Source organism: Streptomyces sp. NPDC004111 (assembly GCF_042874215.1).
Classification (GTDB): domain Bacteria; phylum Actinomycetota; class Actinomycetes; order Streptomycetales; family Streptomycetaceae; genus Streptomyces.
Genome location: NZ_JBIAMU010000003.1, coordinates 273,744 through 293,106, shown reverse-complemented (window position 1 = coordinate 293,106; position 19,363 = coordinate 273,744). Strand labels below are relative to the sequence as shown.

The 19,363-nt window shown below is 72.0% G+C and carries 15 protein-coding genes; 4 read left to right on the top strand and 11 right to left on the bottom strand.

Features of this window, described 5'->3' with window-relative positions:
* Positions 1-87: 87 nt before the first annotated feature.
* The 3 genes from ACFYVL_RS08335 (at position 88) to ACFYVL_RS08325 (ending at position 3,252) form a co-directional block, all read left to right on the top strand.
* Entirely contained in the window at positions 88-1,005 is a 918-nt protein-coding gene (locus ACFYVL_RS08335) for a hypothetical protein (protein ID WP_389242057.1), read from the top strand.
* Positions 1,006-1,183: 178 nt separating this feature from the next.
* Positions 1,184-2,131, top strand: a complete 948-nt coding sequence (locus ACFYVL_RS08330) for a MerR family transcriptional regulator (protein ID WP_389242056.1) — start codon at positions 1,184-1,186, stop codon at positions 2,129-2,131.
* A gap of 125 nt (positions 2,132-2,256) precedes the next feature.
* The gene (locus ACFYVL_RS08325; protein ID WP_389242055.1) at positions 2,257-3,252 is read left to right on the top strand and encodes a serine hydrolase domain-containing protein; all 996 of its coding nucleotides are present in this window, start codon (positions 2,257-2,259) and stop codon (positions 3,250-3,252) included.
* A 64-nt stretch (positions 3,253-3,316) separates the two neighbouring features.
* Here the strand turns inward: ACFYVL_RS08325 and ACFYVL_RS08320 are convergent, their stop codons facing one another.
* The 10 genes from ACFYVL_RS08320 to ACFYVL_RS08275 form a co-directional block, all read right to left on the bottom strand.
* On the bottom strand, positions 3,317-4,036 hold the full coding sequence (locus ACFYVL_RS08320) for a GAF domain-containing protein (protein WP_389242054.1): 720 nt from the start codon (positions 4,034-4,036) through the stop codon (positions 3,317-3,319).
* Positions 4,037-4,196: 160 nt separating this feature from the next.
* A complete protein-coding gene (locus ACFYVL_RS08315) occupies positions 4,197-5,204 on the bottom strand; it encodes a heparin lyase I family protein (RefSeq protein WP_389242053.1) in 1,008 nt (335 codons plus the stop codon).
* Between the two features lie 205 nt (positions 5,205-5,409).
* Positions 5,410-7,425: a PQQ-binding-like beta-propeller repeat protein gene (locus tag ACFYVL_RS08310; RefSeq protein WP_389242052.1), complete on the bottom strand. Its 2,016-nt coding sequence runs from the start codon at positions 7,423-7,425 to the stop codon at positions 5,410-5,412.
* 59 nt (positions 7,426-7,484) lie between these two features.
* Positions 7,485-8,504: a hydroxyacid dehydrogenase gene (locus ACFYVL_RS08305; RefSeq protein ID WP_389242051.1), complete on the bottom strand. Its 1,020-nt coding sequence runs from the start codon at positions 8,502-8,504 to the stop codon at positions 7,485-7,487.
* A complete protein-coding gene (locus ACFYVL_RS08300) occupies positions 8,501-9,430 on the bottom strand; it encodes a carbohydrate ABC transporter permease (protein WP_389242050.1) in 930 nt (309 codons plus the stop codon). Before ACFYVL_RS08300 ends, ACFYVL_RS08305 begins: the two co-directional genes overlap by 4 nt.
* Positions 9,427-10,347 carry a carbohydrate ABC transporter permease gene (locus ACFYVL_RS08295; protein WP_389242049.1) on the bottom strand — a complete coding sequence of 307 codons (921 nt, stop codon included), beginning with the start codon at positions 10,345-10,347 and terminating at the stop codon, positions 9,427-9,429. Before ACFYVL_RS08295 ends, ACFYVL_RS08300 begins: the two co-directional genes overlap by 4 nt.
* Positions 10,344-11,693, bottom strand: a complete 1,350-nt coding sequence (locus ACFYVL_RS08290) for an extracellular solute-binding protein (RefSeq protein WP_389242048.1) — start codon at positions 11,691-11,693, stop codon at positions 10,344-10,346. The genes ACFYVL_RS08295 and ACFYVL_RS08290 overlap by 4 nt, the downstream gene beginning before the upstream one ends.
* 350 nt (positions 11,694-12,043) lie before the next feature.
* Positions 12,044-13,114, bottom strand: a complete 1,071-nt coding sequence (locus tag ACFYVL_RS08285) for an SIS domain-containing protein (protein ID WP_389242047.1) — start codon at positions 13,112-13,114, stop codon at positions 12,044-12,046.
* A 23-nt stretch (positions 13,115-13,137) separates the two neighbouring features.
* The gene (locus ACFYVL_RS08280; protein ID WP_389242046.1) at positions 13,138-14,349 is read right to left on the bottom strand and encodes an ROK family protein; all 1,212 of its coding nucleotides are present in this window, start codon (positions 14,347-14,349) and stop codon (positions 13,138-13,140) included.
* Between the two features lie 93 nt (positions 14,350-14,442).
* Positions 14,443-15,978 carry a DUF3604 domain-containing protein gene (locus ACFYVL_RS08275; RefSeq protein WP_389242045.1) on the bottom strand — a complete coding sequence of 512 codons (1,536 nt, stop codon included), beginning with the start codon at positions 15,976-15,978 and terminating at the stop codon, positions 14,443-14,445.
* A gap of 247 nt (positions 15,979-16,225) precedes the next feature.
* On the opposite strand from ACFYVL_RS08275, the gene ACFYVL_RS08270 reads away from it, so the two are divergent.
* Entirely contained in the window at positions 16,226-17,104 is an 879-nt protein-coding gene (locus ACFYVL_RS08270) for an ROK family protein (protein ID WP_389242044.1), read from the top strand.
* Positions 17,105-17,159: 55 nt separating this feature from the next.
* Here ACFYVL_RS08270 and ACFYVL_RS08265 read toward each other — a convergent pair whose 3' ends face one another.
* Positions 17,160-19,187, bottom strand: coding sequence for a PQQ-binding-like beta-propeller repeat protein (locus ACFYVL_RS08265; RefSeq protein WP_389242043.1), 2,028 nt, complete (start codon positions 19,185-19,187; stop codon positions 17,160-17,162).
* Between the last annotated feature and the right edge of the window lie 176 nt (positions 19,188-19,363).

Sequence of the window (19,363 nt, the reverse complement as noted above, 5' to 3'; positions counted from 1 at the left end):
TCCGTGCACCAGGGCCGGCGCCTCTGAGGAACTCCCTTTGTCCATGGACGTGTTCGGACCGTACAAGCATCTGAAGGGAAAGCCCCGATGAGCTACAACCAGCCCGGCCCGTACAGCGGCCTGCCGCAGCAGCCCGGTCCGTACGGTCCGGGGCAGCCGCAGCAACCGGGCCAACAGGGCCCCTACGGCCAGCCGCCGCAGGCCCCGCCGGGCGCGCCTCAGCAGGGCTACGGCCCTCCGCCGCAGGGCTGGCCGGGCGGCCCCGGCCAGCCGCATCAGTCCGGGCACCACGACGGGTGGGGTCCCCCCGGCCAGGTGCCGCCGCGTCCGCCGGGTGCGGGCGGCGGCAAGAAGGCCGCGCTCGTCGTGGGAGCTGTGGTGGCACTCGTCGTCATGGGCGGCGGGGCCTGGTACCTCACAGCGGGCGGAGGAGGAGGCGGGGGAGGGGGTGCGAAGCTCGCGGATGACGGACCGCACCGGCTGACGGCCCCGGCCGTGGTACTGGGCGGCACGTACAAGAGCGTGACGAAGCGGGACGACGAGCCACGGCCCCTCAACCAGTCCAAGGCGAAGGACCTGGCCGGGACCGGCGTCTCGGCGGACTCCGCATCGGTCGTCAACGTGTACTCGACCTCGGAGGAACTGCACGGCGCGCCGACGTCGGACGGGCTGGTGTTCCTGGGCGTCCACGGCGAGATCAAGGACCCCGGGAAGACCGTCGACGCCGTCTTCGCGGAGCTGAAGAAGCGACCGGCCACCACGTTCATCGGCGATGCCCAGGAGATGTCGCCGGACGGACTGAACGGCGCTGTGATGAAGTGCCAGAAGGCCGAGTCGCAGAAGCCGCCCATACCCGGGCACACCCGGGGTGTGGTGTGCGTCTGGGCCGACTACAGCACCCTTGGGGTGGTGACGCCCAGCAGGCCCGGCGCCGAGTACTCCATGGACGAGGCCGCCAAGACGGCTGCGGCCCTCCGCAAAGAAGTGCGTGTCGCGGGCAAGTAACGCGCTCGTGCGCTGGGCCCGACGGGTGTCCTCTCTGCGGCCGTACGGGCAGGGAACGTTTCCAGGAGCGGAATCCTCCTGGCCCGGCCGCCGGGCGGAGCAGCTCGGGTTGCACCTTCCCCAACGGCATGTGGTGCGGTGTACGCACGTACCGTCCCACGGAGGAAGGCCCCCGCCCATGTACTCGTCGTTCGTCCCGCCGCGCCAGGTCAAGATCGGCGACGCGGCGGCCTTCGTCGGCATCACGCCGCGGGCGATCCGTCACTACCACGAGATCGGTCTGCTTCCCGAGCCCGAGCGGGGCAGCGACGACCGCCGCCGCTACGGCTACGACGACATGATCCGGCTGCTGTGGATCCGCAGGATGGCCGATGCCGGGATCGCCCTGGACGACATTCGCGACGCCCTCGCCGACAAGGCCTCCCGCGAGGACTCTGGTGGCCCCGGTGGCCCCGCTGCCCCCGATACCTCCGCCGATGGCGACGGTGACATCGAGGGCGTCCTGGCCCGGCTGGAGGAGAGCCTCGTCGCCCAGGAGGCGGAACTGCGGCGGCAACGGGTTGCCGTCCAGCGCATGCGTGCCGAGGGCAGCCGGGTGGGTCTGCTCTCCGACTTCGTCACCGGCCGCCTCAAGGACCTGCCCGAGGGCTCCCTCCGGCAGGCGGACCTGGACAGCCTGCTGGTCACCGAGCGGATCTTCGGTCCGCTCGGTGCGGCCGTCCAGGCCGGCCGGTTCATCGCCCTGGCCACCCACCCGGACCTGCAGGCGGAGTCCGACCGGGTGGACGCTGCCGAGGAGGCCCTCGATGACACGGTGGCTGTCGACGACCCCCGCGTCGCCCGGGTGGCCGCCGAACGGCACGCCTTCGAAGAGGCGCTGCAAGCTGTCATCGAGGAGTCGGGCCTGGCGGAGGGTGACGACGCGCTCTTCGACTCCTGGGACGCCCTGCACCCCGCTACCGCGGAGGAAAGCGGGACCGGGGCCGGCGGAAGCGCCGACCGGGAACCGGGGTCCATGAGCGCGTTCGAAGCCATCGGCAAGATGCCCTACGACTTCTCCCCGGCCCGGCTGCGCTGCATGGAACTGGCCGCAGAGCTCGCCGCCGACGCACTGGGGCGAGAGTGACGGTGGGGCTTGCCCCGCACGATCGGTGGGGCGCGAAGTTCGATTCCCGGCGGGCGGGCGATCGTTTCCCGGCATGAACGGCCGAGGAGCACCGATCACGCGAGCGCGATGGCTACGGTTGCCGGATGGACGAGGTCAACAGCTTGAGCGGGTCGGTACTGGTCAGCGGGTCCGTACTGGTGACGCGTGGGCCGGACGTCGTCATGCGGGTCTCGGCAGGCGTTGCGGACGCCGGGACCGGGGCCGTGTGCACGTCGCAGACGCGGTTCCAGATCGCTTCGGTGAGCAAGCAGTTCACCGCGGCGGCGGCGATGCTCCTGGTCGAGGAAGGGGCCCTCGACGTGGCACGTCCGATCACGGAGTGGCTGCCCGACTGTCCGCCCCGGTGGTCGCAGGTGACGCTCCATCATCTGCTTTGCCACACCTCGGGGTTGGGGCACTGGCCGGAGCTGCCCGGGTTCGACCTCGGCATGCTGCGGGACGCCGACAAGTTCCTGGAGCGGTTCGCGAAGGTGCCGCTGCGCAGCGCGCCAGGTACGACGTGGCACTACAGCTCGCCGGGCTATCTGCTGGTCGCGCGGATCATCGAGCAGATCAGTGGCCGTCGGTACGGGGACTTCGTCACCGAGCGGATCCTGCGACCAGTGGGCCTGGACACCACGGCAGTCGGCGTCCCGGTGCCGGGGGCGGTGGCGCACGGCTACCGGGGCGGCCGCCGGGCCGACGTGGCGGAGTACGTGGCCCTGCCGGGAGCCGGGGACATCTGGTCGACCGTGGGTGACCTGGCCCGGTACACCTCGGCGTTCCACGCCGGTGGTGTGGTCGCCGCTTCCTCGCGGAAGGCGATGCTTGCCGCGCACACGCCGGTCACGGCTGCCCCGAGCGTCGACGACCTGACTGTCGCCGACAGTTACGGGTACGGCTGCTTCCTCGGCACCCTCGCGGGTCACCCGGTGTGCTTCCACCCGGGGGACAACCCCGGCTACCGGTCGTTCCTCGGCTGGTTCCCCGAGCTCGACGCGACCGTGGTGATCCTGGCCAACAGCGAGGACACCGACATCACGGCCGTGCTGAGGCAGGCCGTCACCGCGGTGACGGCCTCGGAGCCGCGTCGTCACTGAGGTGGGCGAGGGCCCGGGGAGGGCGAGGACCGGGAGCGGTTCGGTGCCCAGGGTGACGGTGCCCTCAGCTGTCGGTCCAGCTCAACGGGTTGCGCGCGATGTCGGCCGCGATCAGCGGGAGGGGCGTGCCGGTGCCGAAGGAGCGGGCCCGCATCAGGAGCAGGGCGTGGGCCGCCGTCGTACCGAGGTGTTCCGCGAGCATCCCCGCGGCGCGGTGCGCGTGCAGCCAGTGCGAGTCGACGACGTCCCGCGGCTCCCAGACGGTTTCGTCCTCCTCCTCCAGCAACACGGTCTCCAGGTCCTCCAGGAGCCGGGCCACCGCCCAGGCGGCGAACACCCCCTGCTGGATGACCTTGTGGTGCGCGGGCCACGGGCACGTCCGGTGCAGGGTGATGGCGCCCAGCACGTCGCTGCCCCGCAGGACCGGGAAGGACCACAGGGCCTGCACCTGCGGCAGGTGTTCCCCCACGACCACGCTGAAGACCGGCCACAGCGGGTGGACCCGTCGGCAGTCGCCGATCACCACGGGCTTCCCACTGGCAGCGCAGGCCGTGCCGGGGCCGTGCCCCACCTCGAACTGAACCTCTTCGAGGCGCAAGGCCACGTCGTCGGAGGCGCACAGGAGTTGGGCCTCGGTGGTGTGCGGCATCAGGGTGACCGCGGCACCCTCGGCGTGCATCCCCTCGCACAGCGCGGTCGCCAGGCGGCGGGGCAGAAGGTGCGGGTCGGCCACCCGGGCCGCTTCCGTCAGGAGGTACGCGGCAACGCGCAGGCGTTCGGGCATGGCAGGCACCCCTGGTGAAGTCGGACGTCATTGACTGCGTCAGCGGGGTCTGGGCTGAGCCGACACCGTCAAGTGTGCGTCGATTTACGGTTCAACATGCACGCTTTGGTGATTCTCCTGCCCGAACCACGGAAGTCTGCCGTGCACGTCGTGGGCGCGATCAGCTCGATCCGCGCGGGTCGCTGATGCGGATGTCGTCGTGGTGGACGACCCGCGTCCGCACACTGCCGTTTTCGAGGGACGAATCGGGCCGGTACAGGCCCCACTTGACGTACCCGTACTGGGCGGGGTTGTCCGGGTGCCAGGTCTTCGTGCGCGGGTACGCCTGCTTCAACCGGAAGGCGGACTGACCGGGGAGGAGGGTGGAGATCCGGTAGGAGCCGGTGTTGTCGTCCGCCCAGCGGACGTCGACGCGGAAGCGCATCCAGCGGCCGACGTAGGGGCGGTAGTCGGCCACCACGGGGCTCTGCAGGTCGAGACCGGGGTCGCGGAAAACGATCGCGTTGCGCTTGGCGGCCAGGAAGAAGGAGGGTGGGTTGGAGTTGGTGGGCTTGCCCTGGAAGAGGATGTCGACGGAGGCGGGGTCGCCCTCCCGGTACGCCTGCCAGTCCTTGAGCAGGACGCTGAACTCGTAGCGGCGTACGTCGCCCACCCGGAAGCGGGCCGCCGCCACCTTGTCGGTGGCGCTTTCGCTGCGGGGTGCCCCGTCGGACACGTATCCGTCGTCGCCCAGGACGACCTTGTGCATGATGCCGTAGCGGCTCCGGAAGCCTGGACGGACCGGGCCTGCGGCGTCCGGGGCGGTGGCGTTGGTCGCGGTCAGGCCCGGGATGCCGGAGTCGGGCGCGCCCTGGTCGTATCCGGCGTGGAGCAGGGCCCTGGGGGCGTGGTGGGCTGCGCCTTGCGGCCCGGTGCCCGCCGTCGTCGAGGAGGAGGCGGGCAGGTTGGGTGCGGAACCCCCGGGTGACCCGGGAGCGGTGGACGGGGTGCCGGAACCGGTCGTGGAGGCGCCGGGCCGGCCGTCGGGGACGGCCGGTCGGGAGGACCGGTCCTGCGGTGGTTGTGCCGGCGAGGACGCGGCGCCGGCCACGTCGGCGGCACACCCGGTGGCCAGGAGAGAGCCGGCCAGGCAGAGCGCGGAAGCGAGTGTGACCAGGGGCTTGCGCATGGGGGACTCCTTGCTGGGGGGGGGCGGAAACCGTCCCGGGCGTCCGTACGCGCTGTGGGGAAGCGCGGCCCGTCCGCACTGTCGGGGAGTGCGGGCGGGAAGGACGGCCGGGACGGCACCGGTCTCTTGGGAGGGGCCCGTCCGGTGCCACGGTGCGCGGTGGGACGGCGGGGCCCGAACCGTTGGTCGTGCCAGGACGTGCGGGTCAGAAACCGGGGCGGTCGGTGATCTGGACGAGGTTGCGGCCCCGCACGGTGTACAGGCGGCCGTGCTCGTCGTTGGTGAGGTGGGAGCCGCTGTACCAGCCGCCGTTGATCTCCGGTACGACGACGGAGACGGCGAAGGTCTTCGGGTGGAAGCGGAAAACGGTCGTGTCGGAGACGCCGTAGACGACGCCGCGATTGGTCACCAGGGCGGCGTAGCCGTTGCTGACCGAGGTGATGTCCGCGCGGTGCACCAGCGTGCGGGTGCGGAGGTCGATGACGAAGAAGCCGCCCTTGCGGGAGACGCCGTAGAGGTGACGGCCCCGCACGGCGAGCGCGGCGACACCGGCGGTCTGCTGCGGATCGACGCGCCACAGTTCCCTGCCCGCGACCGGGTCGAAGGCGACGACCGTGGCGTACGGGGTGGTCTTGGTGTTGTTGTCGCCGCCCAGGTAGGCCACGCCGCCCAGGGTGGCGACGCCCCTGACGCACTGGCCCGCGTCGATCGGGTTGACGAAGCACCGGGACTTTCCGGTCCTGGGGGAGTACGTCCAGAAGGAGCCGCCGCCCTCCGTGTCCGACTCCGCGCCGACCAGCACGAGGCGGTTGACGCCGTCCCAGACCACGTCGGCGGGGCGGTTCTGCGCGGAGGGGAAGGAGGCGACCTTGTGGGTGAGGGTGCCCTGGCGGGGGCTGTGGGCCCAGATGCCCTCGGAGCTGTACTGGCCGGTGTAGAGGGTGTTGTTGACGACGACGGCGTCCTTGGCCTCGCCCGGCACCCGGAGGTTGACGACGCTTTCGCGGCGGAGGCTGTGGCGGGCGATGGTGGCCGTGCCGCTGACGTAGGCGTAGCCGCCGCCCACGGCGATGCCCAGCAACGTCTGCGGGGACGCGGGCGCGCCCGCGTCCGCCAGCTCGGTGACCCGGGACTTCTTCGTCCTCGGGTCGATCTCGGCCACGAAGCCGAAGGCGGAGGTCACCAGGACCTTGCCGGCCCGGCAGTCCACTCCCCAGATCTCGCCGAGGGCAGGTCCTTCGAACTCGACGGGCGCGACGGTGCCGGCGTTGGTGTCGTAGGCGAGCAGCCCCGACTCGTTGGCGAAGTAGATCTTCTCGTCGAGGGCCGCGAACTTCTTCGCGGTCTTGCCGGTCGAGGAGGCCACCGTGTACCGCGACGGGTCCGCCAGGTCGATGACGGCGATCTTCGAGGGGTCCTTCGAACCGGCGGTGCCCGCCACCAGCTTGTCTCCCACGACCGCCAGTTCCCGCACGGCCGCGTCGTTCCGCAGCTCGGCGGGGGTGACGTCGGTGAACTCGCGGGACGCCCGGTCGTGGGCGAAGAGGACGGCCTTGCTGGTGCCGCCGCCCGCGTGCAGGGTGCTGCCGGCCCCGAAGAAGACGGTGGTCCTCGTCGCGGCGACGGCCAGTGCGGTGGTGGCGAGCGGGCTCGGGCTGCCCAGCTCGGTGAAATCGCCCCTGCCCGGGTCGTACTCCCACAGGGCGGGCGCGGCCGCGCCGCCGCTGCCCACGGCGTACACGGTGCCGTCCGGTGCCACGGTGAGGTCGCGCACGTCACGGTCCTTGATGCTGCCGAGTGCTGCGGCCGGGGTGCCCGGTGTCCTCAGGTCCCACCGGTACACGTTCGCCCTGCTCGCCGCCTTCTGGAGCACGCCGGCGTACACGTACGTGCCCGAGGGGTCGGCGGCGAGGGCCTGGACGGAGTGGCCGGTGGCCAGGGAGGTCTCGCCGACCACCTTTCCGGTGGGCACGTGGTAGGCGATGATCCGCGCTTGTTCGAGGTTGCGGGAACCCATGTAGAGGGTGTCGCGGACGAGCACGGCGCTCATGAGCGCGAACTGGACCACCGCCGGGCCCAGGTCGACGACCTTCGTGCGGGGGCTCCCGGCGGCCGGGGCCGCGCTGGACGGCCCGGCCGTGGCGAGGCCCGTCACGGCGGCGACGCCGACCGCGCCGCCCGCCCGCAGAACGTTGCGCCTGCTGATGTGCTGGTCGTTCATGGCATGGACCTCGTCTCGTGGGTGCTGCGGCTCTTCGGGACGTGCAAGGGGGCTGCGGGTCATGCCTGCACCGCCAGGGACTGCCGGGTCACGGCCGCCAGTGGCGGCAGGCCCGCGGCGTACCGCTCCAGTTCGGTCAGTGCCGCGGCGGCCAGCGTGCGGGTCTCCGAACCGAGCGACCCGGCGATGTGCGGAGTGAGGACGACGTTGGGCAGGTCGTACAGGGGACTTGTGGCCGGGAGCGGTTCGGGGTCGGTGACGTCCAGGACGGCGTGCAGTCCGGCGCGGCAGGCGTCCTCCAGCGCCGCGGTGTCGACCAGGGCGCCCCGGGCGGTGTTGATCAGGACCGCGCCGGGCGGCAGCGCGGCCAGTTCGGCCGCCCCGATCATGTGGTGGGTCTCCGGCAGGGACGGCGCGTGCAGGCTCAGCACGTCGGCCTGCGGCAGCGCCTCGTCCCACCGCGCGGGCCGGGCGCCCGCCGCGACGATGTCCGCCGGGTCGGCCACCGGGTCGACGACCAGCACGCGGGCCAGGTCCAGCTGGCGCAGGAGGGCGGTGACGCGGCGGCCGATCCGGGAGAAGCCCACCAGTACGACCGTGCGGTCGCGTCCGCTCAGCTCGCCCCGGCCCTCCCGGTAGCTCCAGTCCGTACGGAAACGGCGTGCGTCGGCGGCGAGGAAGGGCACCTTCTTGAAGGCCCACAGGATCGCGCCCAGCGTGAAGTGGGCGACGGGTTCGGCGTTGGCTCCGGCCGCTGTGGTGACCAGCAGGTCCCGGTCGAAGGCGGCCGGCGGCACGTGGTGGCGCACCGTGCCGGCGGCGTGCAGGACCGCCCGCAGCCGCGGTGCGGCCTCCAGTACCGCTGTGTCGAGCACCGGGCAGCCCCACGAGGTGATCAGAACCTCCACCTCGGCGAGCCGGGCCCGGACGGCGGCGGAGTCCAGGTCCGCCGCGGCGACGGGCTGCCCGAGGGTGGCCGCGGCACGGAGGCGTTCCCACTCCGGCGGCCCGAACTGGGTCTGCCTGGACCGGTCATTCATGAGCAGCAGGGTTTCCGGCCTGCGGACGGCGGGGGTCATTTCACGCTCCCGGCGGAGAGGCCGCTGCGCCACTGCCGCTGGAGCACGACGAAAGCCGTGATCAGCGGTACGACGGCGAGCAGGGATCCGGTGATGACGAGGGGGTTGTAGTCGGGGAACTGGAGGGCACGGGTGCTCCACTGGAAGATCCCGAGTGCCATCGGGAACAGCTGGGGGTCCGTCAGCATGACCAGCGGCAGGAAGAAGTTGTTCCAGATGGCGACGAACTGGAACAGCAGGATGGTGACGAAGCCGGGCATCATCATCGGCAGGGCGATCGTCAGGAAGATGCGCAGCTCACCGGCCCCGTCCAGGCGCGCCGCCTCCAGGACCTCGTCCGGGACCGACGCGTCGGCGAACGTCCGGGCGAGATAGACGCCGAACGGGTTGGTCAGCAGGGGCACGAACACCGCCCAGAACGTGTTCACCACGTGCAGGTGGGAGGCGAGCAGGTAGAGCGGCAGGGCGAGCGCGGTGGGCGGCACCAGGACCCCGGCGAGGGTCACCGAGAGCAGCAGCCGTCGTCCGGGGAAGTCGAGTTTGGCGATGGCGTAGCCGCAGGCGGTGCAGATCAGGGCGCCGAGGACGGCACCGAGGCCGGCGTAGAGCAGGGAGTTGCGGATCCAGTACCAGAAGACGCCGTCCTCCCGGGCGAACAGGTCCCCGAGGTTGGCGAAGAGGTGGAAGTCGGCGAACTCGAAGGCGCTGGTGGCGGAGAAGTCACCGACGGACTTGGTGGCCGAGGTGACCAGCCAAATCAGTGGCAGCACGCTGTAGAGAGTGGCGAGCACGAGGATGCCGTGCACGGCACCGCGCGACGTCCAGCGGGCGGCGCGCGAGCCGGTGTGCGGGCCGTCCGGCGCGGGTCGGGTTCCGGGAGTGCGGCGTACGGGCGGGGACTGGCGCGTGGCGGTGGGCGCGCTCATCGGGACCTCCGGGCGGACAGGCGCATCACCAGCGCCGAGAGCAGGGCCGACGCGGCGGCGAGCAGCACGGACGCGGCGGCGGCGCGCCCGTAGTCGTTGCTGGTGAAGGCCGCTTCGTAGATGTAGAGGCTGGGGGTCCAGGTGCTGGTCACGGTGCCGGTGAAGTTGCGCAGCACCATGGGCTCGGTGAACAGCTGCAGGGAGCCGATGGTGGTGAAGACGAGCGCGACGAAGACCGTCGGCCGGATCATCGGGAGCTTGATGGACAGCGCGGTGCGGATGGCTCCGGCGCCGTCGGCGCGTGCGGCTTCCAGTACCTCGCGGGGCACCGTCTGCAGCGCGGTGTAGAAGATGATCACGTTGTAGCCCATCCACTGCCAGGTGGCCATGTTCACCACGGACGGCAGGACCCCGAAGTCGCTGAGCGGGTCGAACGGCAGAGCGTCGTTGAGCGGGCCGATGCCGGGGCTGTAGAGGTAGGCCCAGATCAGTCCGGCGATCACCCCGGGTACGGCGTACGGCAGGAAGACGGCGAGCGACCAGATCTGGCGCAGGCGCACGGTGGCCGAGTTCAGCAGCAGGGCGATGAGCAGGGCACCGGCGAACATCACCGGGATGTGGATCAGTGCGTACCCGGCGACGTGGAGGACGCTGGTGCGGGCCGCGGGGTCGCCGAGGACGTCCGCGTAGTTGGCGAGGCCGGTGAAGACCTGGCGATAGCCGTCGAAGCCGAGTCCGGAGAGCCGGTCGGTGAACAGGCTGAGGTACACGGCGTAGCCGATCGGCACCAGCACGGTGCACAGCAGCAGTACGGCGAACGGGGCGGCCAGCAGGACGCCGGTGGACCGGCGCCTGCGCCCCGGACGTCGCGGGTCGGCGTACGCCGGCGCCTTCGACGGGTTGACGACTGTGGTCATGTCCGGCTCCCCTCGGTGACGGCGAGGCCGTTCTCGCGCATCGTCGTGACGGCCGAGGCCTGAAGCTGGTGCATCGCCTTCGGGATCGTGGTGCCCCCGCTGGACACCGGGGCCAGTACGTCGGCGATGGTCGAGAAGACGCTCAGCGAGTTCGGTCCCCAGGTCCACTCGGGGACGCGGGTCGCCGCCCTGTCCAGCACGTCGAAGAGCGGGTCGCCGACGAAGAAGTCGTCGGCGTAGGCCCGGCGGGCCACCTGCCGGCTGGGGAGGTAGGCGGGCGAGGGGAAGGTGACCTGCGCGCCGATCCGGGGGACGGCCGGGGCGGTGGCCAGCCACCGCAGGAACTTCACCGCGGCGTCGGGGACCTGGCTCTCCGCCGAGACGGCGAAGGCGGAACCGCCGAAGGCGCCGGTCACCGGCTCGCCGTCCCAGGTGGGCATGGCGGTGACGGCCCAGCGGCCCTTGTCCTGGGGCAGGGACCTCTTCATCATGCCCACGCCCCAGGTGGCGCCGAGCATCCCCCAGAGCCCGCCCCCGTGCATCGCGGAGACCCAGCTCTGGTTGCTGGTGGCGGTCCGGGCGACCTTCCCGGTGGCGACCAGGTCCTGCCAGTAGGAGGCCATCTCCAGGGTGCCCCTGTTGTCGATGCCGACCTGCCAGGCGTCCGAGGAGACCCGCCACCACGGGTCTCCCGTCTGCCAGGCCATCCCGGCGAAGAACGCGCCGTCGTTCAGGGGGAAGGTGGTGATCTGCGCCTTCGGGTCGGCGCGGCGGACCGCCGCGGCGGCCTGCGCGAACTCCGCCCAGGTGCGCGGTACCCGGATGCCCGCCCTGTCGAACAGGTCCTTGCGGTAGAAGTACGCCATCGGGCAGAAGTCCATCGGCACGGCCCAGGTCCGCCCGTCGGGGCGCACGCTCTTCCAGGCGGCGGGCAGGAACCCGTCGGCGAGGTCGGCCACGTCGTCGGTCAGGTCGCGCAGGCCACCGGTGGTCACGATCTGCGGCAGCGCCTGGTACTCGGTGTGCAGGATGTCGGGGGCGTTGTGCGCGCGGATCGCGTTCGTCTGCGTGGCGTAGCCGCCCTGAGTGCCGGAGGCGATCATGCTCAGTTCGACGTGGACGTCGCGCTGGGCGGCGTTGAAGGCGGCGACGTACTGGTCCATGCCGGTCAGCCAGGACCACAGCCGTACGGGGGTGGCACCCGACGCGCGTGCTGAACACCCGGTGAGCGCACCACCCGTGAGGGCCGCTGCGCCGAGTCCGGAGGCGGCCCGCAGCAGCGACCTCCGCGACGGGAGTGTCCGAGAACTGCCGACGTCGGCGCCGGTCGAGGTACCGAACACCATGGGTTTCCTTTCGCGCGGTGGAGTAGTGCGCACACTTCAGCCCCTGCGATCTCCGCAGTCAACGCTTCTGAAGCGAAGCAATCTGAAACGATCAGAATCGATAGGGAAAGAAGATTTGCTGTGGCTGGAAAGAGCGCAGGAAGACGTCTGCCAAGTGCCGGAAATGGGGCAACTGTGCACGGTGATGTGCTTCGACCACGCGGACCGATGCGAGAGAACAGGCCCCTGGGAAGAGAACCAGAACGATCGGAAACGATGGCGAGGCGCACGGCAGACCGGTGCCGTGCGCCTCGCGTCCACGGTTCACCACCATGCACGTCCCGGCCGTCAGTGCCCGGCGGTGTCCCGGGTCAGAGCGTCTCGGTGACCTTGTTCAGCCCCCGGGGACGGTCCGGATCGGCGCCCCGCGCGAGCGCCAGGTGCCGGGCCAGGGACTGGAAGGGCAGGATCTCCACCAGCGGGGACAGCTCCTCGGGCACGCCCTCCGGCAGCACGACCGCCGCGTCCGTCCGCTCCAGGGCCGATGTCCTGCCGACACCCAGGACGTCCGCGCCCGTACCCGCCAGCCGGTCGAGGACCGGCAGCATGGCGTCGCCGCCCCGCCCCTCGGCGACGACGGCCAGCACCGGGACCTGAGGGTCGATCATGGCGAGGGGACCGTGCAGAAGGTCGGCCCCGGAGAACGCCTGGGCCGCGATGTACGAGGTCTCCATCAGCTTGAGCGCGGCCTCCCGGGCGGTCGGGTACGAGTAGCCGCGCGCGGTGCACACCAGCCGGGACACGAAGCGGTAGCGCCGGGCGAGTCCGGCGACGAGCGCCTCCTGCGCGAGCACCTGCGCACCGGCCTCCGGGAGCGGCGCGGCGGACGAGCCGTCCCCACCACGCAGCCGGTCCACCAGCAGGTACAGCGCGAGGAGCTGGGCGGTGTACGACTTGGTGGCCGCCACCGCCAGCTCGGGCCCGGCCAGTACGTCGAGCTGGCACTCGGCGGCGCGGGCGAGCGGCGAGTCGGCACGGTTGGTCACGGCCAGGGTCAGCGCGCCCCGGGCCCGGCCCACCTCCAGCGTCCGTACGAGATCGGGCGACCCGCCGGACTGGCTGACCCCGATCATGAGCACACCCCGCGCCTCGGGTTCGGCGCCGTAGGCGGTGGTCGTGGACGGTGAGACCAGCCCGCAGGGAAGCCCGCACAGCACCTCGAAGAGGTACTTCGCGTACAGCGCCGCGTGGTCGGAGGTGCCTCGCGCCACGAGCAGGACGAACCGGGGCCGGTAGGCCCGGACGAGGGCGGCGGCGCGGGCCAGTTCGGAATCCGGGGCCCGGTACCGGTCGAGCATCCGCTGCCACCGGTGCGGCTGCTCGGCCACCTCCGCGGCCATGGCGCTGCCGGCCGCGGGAGGCAGCTGGACGAGATCTGACATGGGGTCACTCCTGTTCGGACGGGTCAGGTCGGGGTCGTCGCGGCACTGTCGATGGCCAGCTCGGCGGCGCCGACGAGCTGGGCGTCCTCCAGTGCGGCGCCGGTGAGGGCGGGCAGCAGGGGGATGCGGCCCTGGAGGCGTCGCTGGACTGCGGGCACCAGCAGGTCGGCCGCGGCCCGGCCGAAGCCGCCGCCGAGCACCACCAGCTCCGGGTTGAGCAGCGTGGCCGCGTTGCCGATGGTCAGGGACAGGTCGTCGACGAGTTCGGCGAGCACGGCCGTCGCCGCCTCGTCGCCGGAGCGGGCGAGCCGCAGGAAGTCCTCGGAGCCGAAGCCGGCGGGCAGGGCCTCGCGTCCCGCGCGCCTCTCGCGCATTCTCGCCAGGATCCCGGCGGTGCCCACCCGGGACTCCAGGTCGCCGAACCCCGGCCACGGGGTGGCCAGGGACTGCCTGCCGAGCAGGGTGTAGCCGATCTCGCCCGCGGCGCCCGCCCCGCCGCCGTACAGCTCGCCGCCCAGCACGAGCGACGCGCCCACCCCCGTACCCAGGGCGACGGTCAGGACGTCGCGCCTGCCGCGCGCCGCGCCGTGGCGCAGTTCGGCCAGAGCGAGCAGGTTCACGTCGTTGGCGACGCGTACGGGAAGCCCGAGGCGTTCCTCCAGCAGGGCGCCGAGCGGCAGGTCGAACCACTGGAGGGAAGGGGCGAACTCGACCTGCCCGGTGTCCCGCCGGACGACGCCCGGCACGCTCACCGCCACCGTGTGCACGGGTGCGGGACCCTGTGCGGCGTCCTTGACGAGCGCGCCCGCGAGGTCGGCGAGCGCCTCGAAGAAGTCCCCGGCGGGACGCCCGTCGGCGCCGGGCGCCAACGAGCGCTTGCGCCGCCGGACCATCCGGGCCTCCAGGTCCGTGACCGCTCCGGCGATCTTGCGGCCGCCGATGTCGAGGGCGAGCACGGACCGGGCGCGGGCGTTGAACTTCACCAGACGGGCCGGCCGCCCGCCCGTCGGCACCGTCCGCCCCGCTTCGAGGACGCGCCCGTCGGCGGTCAGCCGGTCGACGAGCCGGTTGACCGTGGCCGTGCTGAGACCGGTGTGCTGTACGAGTTCCGACAGCGACTGCGGGCCCGCCGTGCGCAGCCTGTCCAGCAGTGCCGTCGTGTTGACCTGGGCCGCCGTGCGGTTGGTGGCCGTCGGTGGCCTGTGCCGGTCCCGGCTCTCGGCTCGCTCGGGCATGCCAGGGGTCATGGTGGGCCTTTCGGAGTGGTTCGGTGCGGGTGCCTGCGCCGTGCCCGCACCGCGGTGCGCACCCATCATCCGTGCGTGCGGTCAGGGGCGGGTCGCCCAGGTCGGCGAACTCCAGGCGTACTGGTCGTTGTACTGACGCACCCTGACGTAGTACCAGTCCTCGGCGGCACCGGTTCCGGCGTCGTCGAGCGACCACTCCAGATCCGTCGCGGTACGCGGCTCGGCGCGGTCGAGGACGAAGGCGCCGCTGACGAAGCCGCCGAGGAAGCCGACCCGGGGTCCTTCGAGGAGCTCTCCCACCGAGTGGGCGACCTCGCGGCCGTTGACCCGGGCCACGAGCTTGGTCGAGGTGTCGCCCGTGACGTGCAGGGCCAACCGCTGGGTCGCGTCGGTCATGACCGTCGGGTTGCCGTCGGTGCGGGTGTGCAGCACCACCCGGTCCCGTTCCGGCCGGGACCAGCGGGAGAAGGAGAACGAGTCGGGTTCGTGCGCGCTGGGTGCGACGACGTCGTATCCGCGCAGTCGGGGCTCTACCGCGTCGATCCGGCCGCCCACGACCTCCAGTTCGACGTCCCACTCGGTGGCCGCCCCGACCTCGCCCCAGCCGAAGCCGACCGGGAGGATGCCCTCGAAGGCCTCGCCGTGCCCGCCCGAGGGGCGTTCGCGCGCGATGATCTCGCCGTTGCGCACGACCTCGACGTAGTCGAGCGCCGCCCCGCCGCGCACCGCGACGTCGAGGTGGCGGCGGCCCGGCGCGGCGACGACGGAACCCATGGGGCTTCCGTTGAGCGAGGTCGCGAGCAGGATGCGGTCGCCGGTGACGCAGTACGTGCGACGGGAGGTGAGCGCGTCCCAGATCGCCTCCCGGGTCAGCTCCTCGGCCCAGACCATGGCCCGGCCGTACCCGTAACTGCCGGGGTGGGCGCTGTGGTGGTCGGTCGACCCGATGAAGCCGAACCGGTGGCCGGCCGACAGCCCGGTGAGCGCCGTACTGCCGGCGTCCCTGGGGCCCATGGTGTGCAGGTAAGGGCGCGGGGAGCGGTCGTCCTCGCCACAGCCGTGCATCGACAACAGCTCGACCACGGGCGAGAGTTCGGCGGAGTAGGTGGACCAGTTGATGCCCCGGGAGCCGCGCCGGTAGCCGATGTGGTGCGGCAGCATGACGGAGGGCAGGCCCTGTGCGCCGAGTCCGCGCAGGGTGGCGCGCAGCTCTTCGAGGCTCCCGGCGCGTGCGGGTGCGAGCGGGCCGCGGCCCGAGCGGTAGTACACGCAGTGGTCGCCGTAGGTCATCGAGTGCCACTCGAAGGACAGGAAGGTGACGAAGCTGCCGTCCTCGTGCGCCGCCTCGGTGACGTCCTGGACGTGCTGCCAGCCGTTGCGCAGGCGCTCGAAGCCGCGCTCGTGGTAGGCCGCGATGTGCGGCGGGTCGTCGGGCATGTCGTGCCAGGAGGCGTGGCCGGTGACCGTGGCGAAGTCCAGCTGGAGCCTGGCGTTGCGGTAGGCGTCCTCGATGCTGCCGTGGCCGTAGCTGATGCCGCAGTGGTTGTGCAGGTCTCCGGCGTAGGCGGTGAGGCCCTGATAGCCGTCGAGTTCGGTGCCCTGCCTCAAGAGAGACATGTCTTCCTTCCTCCGGTGGCGCACTGGTGGTGCCGGCGGTGGCGGTTCCCGCCCCGCTCCGGGCCGTGACGCAGCCATCGAGGACGACCGCCGACCCTCTCTTTTTCTCAAGCTGAGACGAATGGCAGCATGCATCGAACCGTTCAACGGGTCAATAGGTCAGCTGTGTTGGCGTTCTTGAGGCGGCACAGTCGTGCGGCTGAAGGATTGGATCACCTGCTTCTTCTCATCCTGATATAAAGCCTCCATGGTGACTTCTCTGCGTACGCACTCGGCCGGGCCCCACTACGTCGGCGTCGATGTCGGCGGGACCAAGGTGCGCACCCTCGTGAGCGACGGAAGCGGCGTCGTGGTGGCCTCGTCCACGGAACCCACCGCGCACGACGTGACCGGCCAACTCGCACGACTGGTGGGCGCGCTGGGACCCGGCCGGGTCCGGGCGGTCGGTGTCGGCGTGCCCGGCGCGGTGGACCCGCGCACCGGTGTCGTCGGCCGCGTCCCGAACGTCCCGGGGCTGGACGGTGTGCCGCTCGCGGAGAAGCTGGCCGCCGCCCTCGGTGTGCCGGTGGCCGTGGAGAACGACCTCGCCGCCGCGGCACTCGCCGAACAGCGCCTCGGCGGACACGACGGGGACACGCTCGCCGTGATCGGCGCCGGTACCGGCATCGGGCTCGGCGTCGTGCACGACGGCCGCGTGCTCCGCGGCGCCACCGGAGCGGCGGGCGAGATAGCCGACCTGCCGATCGGCCCGGACCGCGTCCTTGAGGACGCGGTGTCGATCGCCGGTCTGCTCGGCTCCTACCGGGAGCTGGGCGGAGCGGAGAGCCACGCGGTACGGGACGTACTGGCCGCGGCCGAGGCCGGCGAACCCGCGGCGGAGGGCGCGCTGGGCGCGTACGCGTCCTGCCTGGCACAGGGCATCGCGATGGTCGCCGCGGTGCTCGACCCCACGTGGTTCGTCCTGACCGGCGGTATCGGGTCGCGCCCGCGCGTGCTGGCCGAGGTGCGCGGCCGGCTCGCACCCGCGTGGGCGGGGCGTGTGGTCCCCAGCGCCCTGGGCCCGGACTCACCCGCCCACGGCGCCGTGCTGCTGGCGCTCGGGGCGGCGGAGGCACCGCGGAACTGAGGCACCGTCCGGTCGGTCGGCGCCGCGGCCGACCGACCGGGGGCCCTCGCGTGCGTCAGCAGGAGTCCGTCACCTGGATGAGGTTGCGCCCGCGGAAGGTGTAGAGGCGCCCCTTCCGGTCCGCCGACAGGCTCGGCGCGCCGTACCACTGCGCACCCAGGCCGCCCACCACCGTGGTGACGGCGAAGGTGTCCGGGGCGATACGGAACAGCGTGCTCGCGGACGCCGCGTACACCTGGCCCCGGCTCAGGGCGAACTCCGCCTCGCCCGGCACCATGGCGGCACCGAGGTCGGCACGGTGCACCACCTCGCGCGTCCTGAGGTCGATCACGAAGAACTCGCCCTTGCTGCACAGGCAGTACAGCAGCCCCCCACGCACGATCAGGCTGGAGATGCCGCGCTTCTGCTTCAGGTCCAGCCGCCACAGCTGCCGGCCCGCGACCGGGTCCCACGCCGCGATCTCGCCGCGCGGCCCGTTGCGGTACGGGTTGTCGCCGCCGAGGTAGGCCAGGCCCCGGTGGGCGGCCACCGCACGGACCATCTGGTACTCGTCGAACGGGTTGACGTGCACCTTCACGCGGTCGGCGGCCGGATCGTAGACCGCGAAGGCCCCGCCGCCCGTCGTGTCGCACTGCACCCCGGCGAGGACGAAGCCGTTGGCCTCGTCCCAGCACACGTCCTGCGGCCGGTTCTGGTCCACGGGCAGCGCCACCGCCTGGTGGGGTGCGGAGTCCCGCTTCGGGTCGTACCTCCAGATGCCCTGCGAGCTGTACTGGCCGGTGTACAGGACGCGCCCGACGACCACCCCGTCCTTGGCCTCGCCCGGACAGTCCAGGTTGGTCACCCTGCCGTTCGCGAGACGGTGCACGGCCAGGCTGCCGTTGCCGCCGACGAACACGTGCTGGTCGCCGGCCGTCACCGACATGCCCAGCTGGGGGCCGGCGGGTGCGCCCGCCTCGACGAGGTCGGTCCTGGTCAGGCGGGCGTCGGCGAGGCCGATCTCGCCGACGAACCCGGAGCCCGACACGATGACGGCCCGGCCTCTCCAGTAGTCCAGCCCCCACAACTCGCCCAGGTCCGAGCCGCCGTGGCCGACCGGACCGAGCGACTTGCCGAGGGTGGAATACCGGTACACCCCCGCCCCCGCGACGAAGTAGACGTCGTCGCCGTGCTTGCGGAACAGCTTGGACGTCTTGGCGGCCGTGGGCAGGACGGTGTACTTGCCCGGGTCCGCGAGGTCGATCTCCGCGAAGAGCGACGTGTGCGTGCCGCCCTCGGTCCCCGCGTACAGCCGGTCGCCGATCACCTCCAGGTCGCGGATCGCCGCGGTGGGCGCCAGTTCCGGCGGCAGGATCGACCGCATCTCGTGGGTCGAACGGTCGACGGCGAAGAGGGAGGCACGGCTGGCTCCGTCGCCTCCGGACAGGTTGCTGCCCGCGCCGAAGTACACCGTGGTGCGGGACGCCGACACCGCGCGGGCCTGGGTGGCGCCCGGGTCGGGGACGCCGATGTTGGTGACGGTGCCCGTGGCCGGGTCGATCTCCCAGATGCCGGGGTCCGCCTCAAGACCGACCGCGTACAGGACGCCGTCCGGTGCCACGGCGAGCCTGCGCACGTCCAGCCCGGGGATCCTGGCGAGGGCGCGGGCGGGCACCTTCGGCGTGCTGAGGTCCCACACGAACACGTTCGGCTGGTCCTGCTCCTGGCCGTGGTCGTAGACGACACCCGCGTAGAGGTACCGGCCGTCTGGCGAGGCCGCGAGGCCCTGGACGAACTTGCCGGGCCCCAGCTCCGTGGCGGCGGTCACCTTCCGGGTCGGCAGGTGGAACGCCGCGACCCGGGTGGGGCTGAGGTTGCGGGACCCGACGTAGAGCGTGTCTCCCACCAGGAGCCCGCTCATCAGGGAGTACCCGACGATGCCGGGGCCCAGGTCGGTGACCGACGGCCCGCGGCCCGTGGTCGCCGCGCCGGCCGGACCGGCGAGGAAGGAGGTGCCCGCCAGCGCGACGGCGCCCGCGCCGCCGAGCCGCAGGACGTGGCGCCGCGAGAACTTGCCGCCGGTGGGTGTCGGTGCGTCTGTCATGGCACTCCTCAAGACTTTTCGCTTGGTGTGACAGTTAAGTAGCCCCGGAAGAGTTCCACCGGCCTTCGTGCACCGTCAATAGCTGCGACAGTGATGGGTAAACTTTGAACTTGCTATGAGTGACAAGTGAGAGATGGCTGTGCGAAGCGCCAGGACGTCGCAGGCGTCGACCGGCC

What these genes read in the sequence shown, in the direction of transcription:
- ACFYVL_RS08335 (WP_389242057.1), top strand. Translation starts at nt 88, where the DNA reads ATGAGCTACAACCAGCCCGGCCCGTACAGCGGCCTGCCGCAGCAGCCC.
- ACFYVL_RS08330 (WP_389242056.1), top strand. Translation starts at nt 1,184, where the DNA reads ATGTACTCGTCGTTCGTCCCGCCGCGCCAGGTCAAGATCGGCGACGCG.
- ACFYVL_RS08325 (WP_389242055.1), top strand. Translation starts at nt 2,257, where the DNA reads ATGGACGAGGTCAACAGCTTGAGCGGGTCGGTACTGGTCAGCGGGTCC.
- ACFYVL_RS08320 (WP_389242054.1), bottom strand. Translation starts at nt 4,036, where the DNA reads ATGCCCGAACGCCTGCGCGTTGCCGCGTACCTCCTGACGGAAGCGGCC.
- ACFYVL_RS08315 (WP_389242053.1), bottom strand. Translation starts at nt 5,204, where the DNA reads ATGCGCAAGCCCCTGGTCACACTCGCTTCCGCGCTCTGCCTGGCCGGC.
- ACFYVL_RS08310 (WP_389242052.1), bottom strand. Translation starts at nt 7,425, where the DNA reads ATGAACGACCAGCACATCAGCAGGCGCAACGTTCTGCGGGCGGGCGGC.
- ACFYVL_RS08305 (WP_389242051.1), bottom strand. Translation starts at nt 8,504, where the DNA reads ATGACCCCCGCCGTCCGCAGGCCGGAAACCCTGCTGCTCATGAATGAC.
- ACFYVL_RS08300 (WP_389242050.1), bottom strand. Translation starts at nt 9,430, where the DNA reads ATGAGCGCGCCCACCGCCACGCGCCAGTCCCCGCCCGTACGCCGCACT.
- ACFYVL_RS08295 (WP_389242049.1), bottom strand. Translation starts at nt 10,347, where the DNA reads ATGACCACAGTCGTCAACCCGTCGAAGGCGCCGGCGTACGCCGACCCG.
- ACFYVL_RS08290 (WP_389242048.1), bottom strand. Translation starts at nt 11,693, where the DNA reads ATGGTGTTCGGTACCTCGACCGGCGCCGACGTCGGCAGTTCTCGGACA.
- ACFYVL_RS08285 (WP_389242047.1), bottom strand. Translation starts at nt 13,114, where the DNA reads ATGTCAGATCTCGTCCAGCTGCCTCCCGCGGCCGGCAGCGCCATGGCC.
- ACFYVL_RS08280 (WP_389242046.1), bottom strand. Translation starts at nt 14,349, where the DNA reads ATGCCCGAGCGAGCCGAGAGCCGGGACCGGCACAGGCCACCGACGGCC.
- ACFYVL_RS08275 (WP_389242045.1), bottom strand. Translation starts at nt 15,978, where the DNA reads ATGTCTCTCTTGAGGCAGGGCACCGAACTCGACGGCTATCAGGGCCTC.
- ACFYVL_RS08270 (WP_389242044.1), top strand. Translation starts at nt 16,226, where the DNA reads ATGGTGACTTCTCTGCGTACGCACTCGGCCGGGCCCCACTACGTCGGC.
- ACFYVL_RS08265 (WP_389242043.1), bottom strand. Translation starts at nt 19,187, where the DNA reads ATGACAGACGCACCGACACCCACCGGCGGCAAGTTCTCGCGGCGCCAC.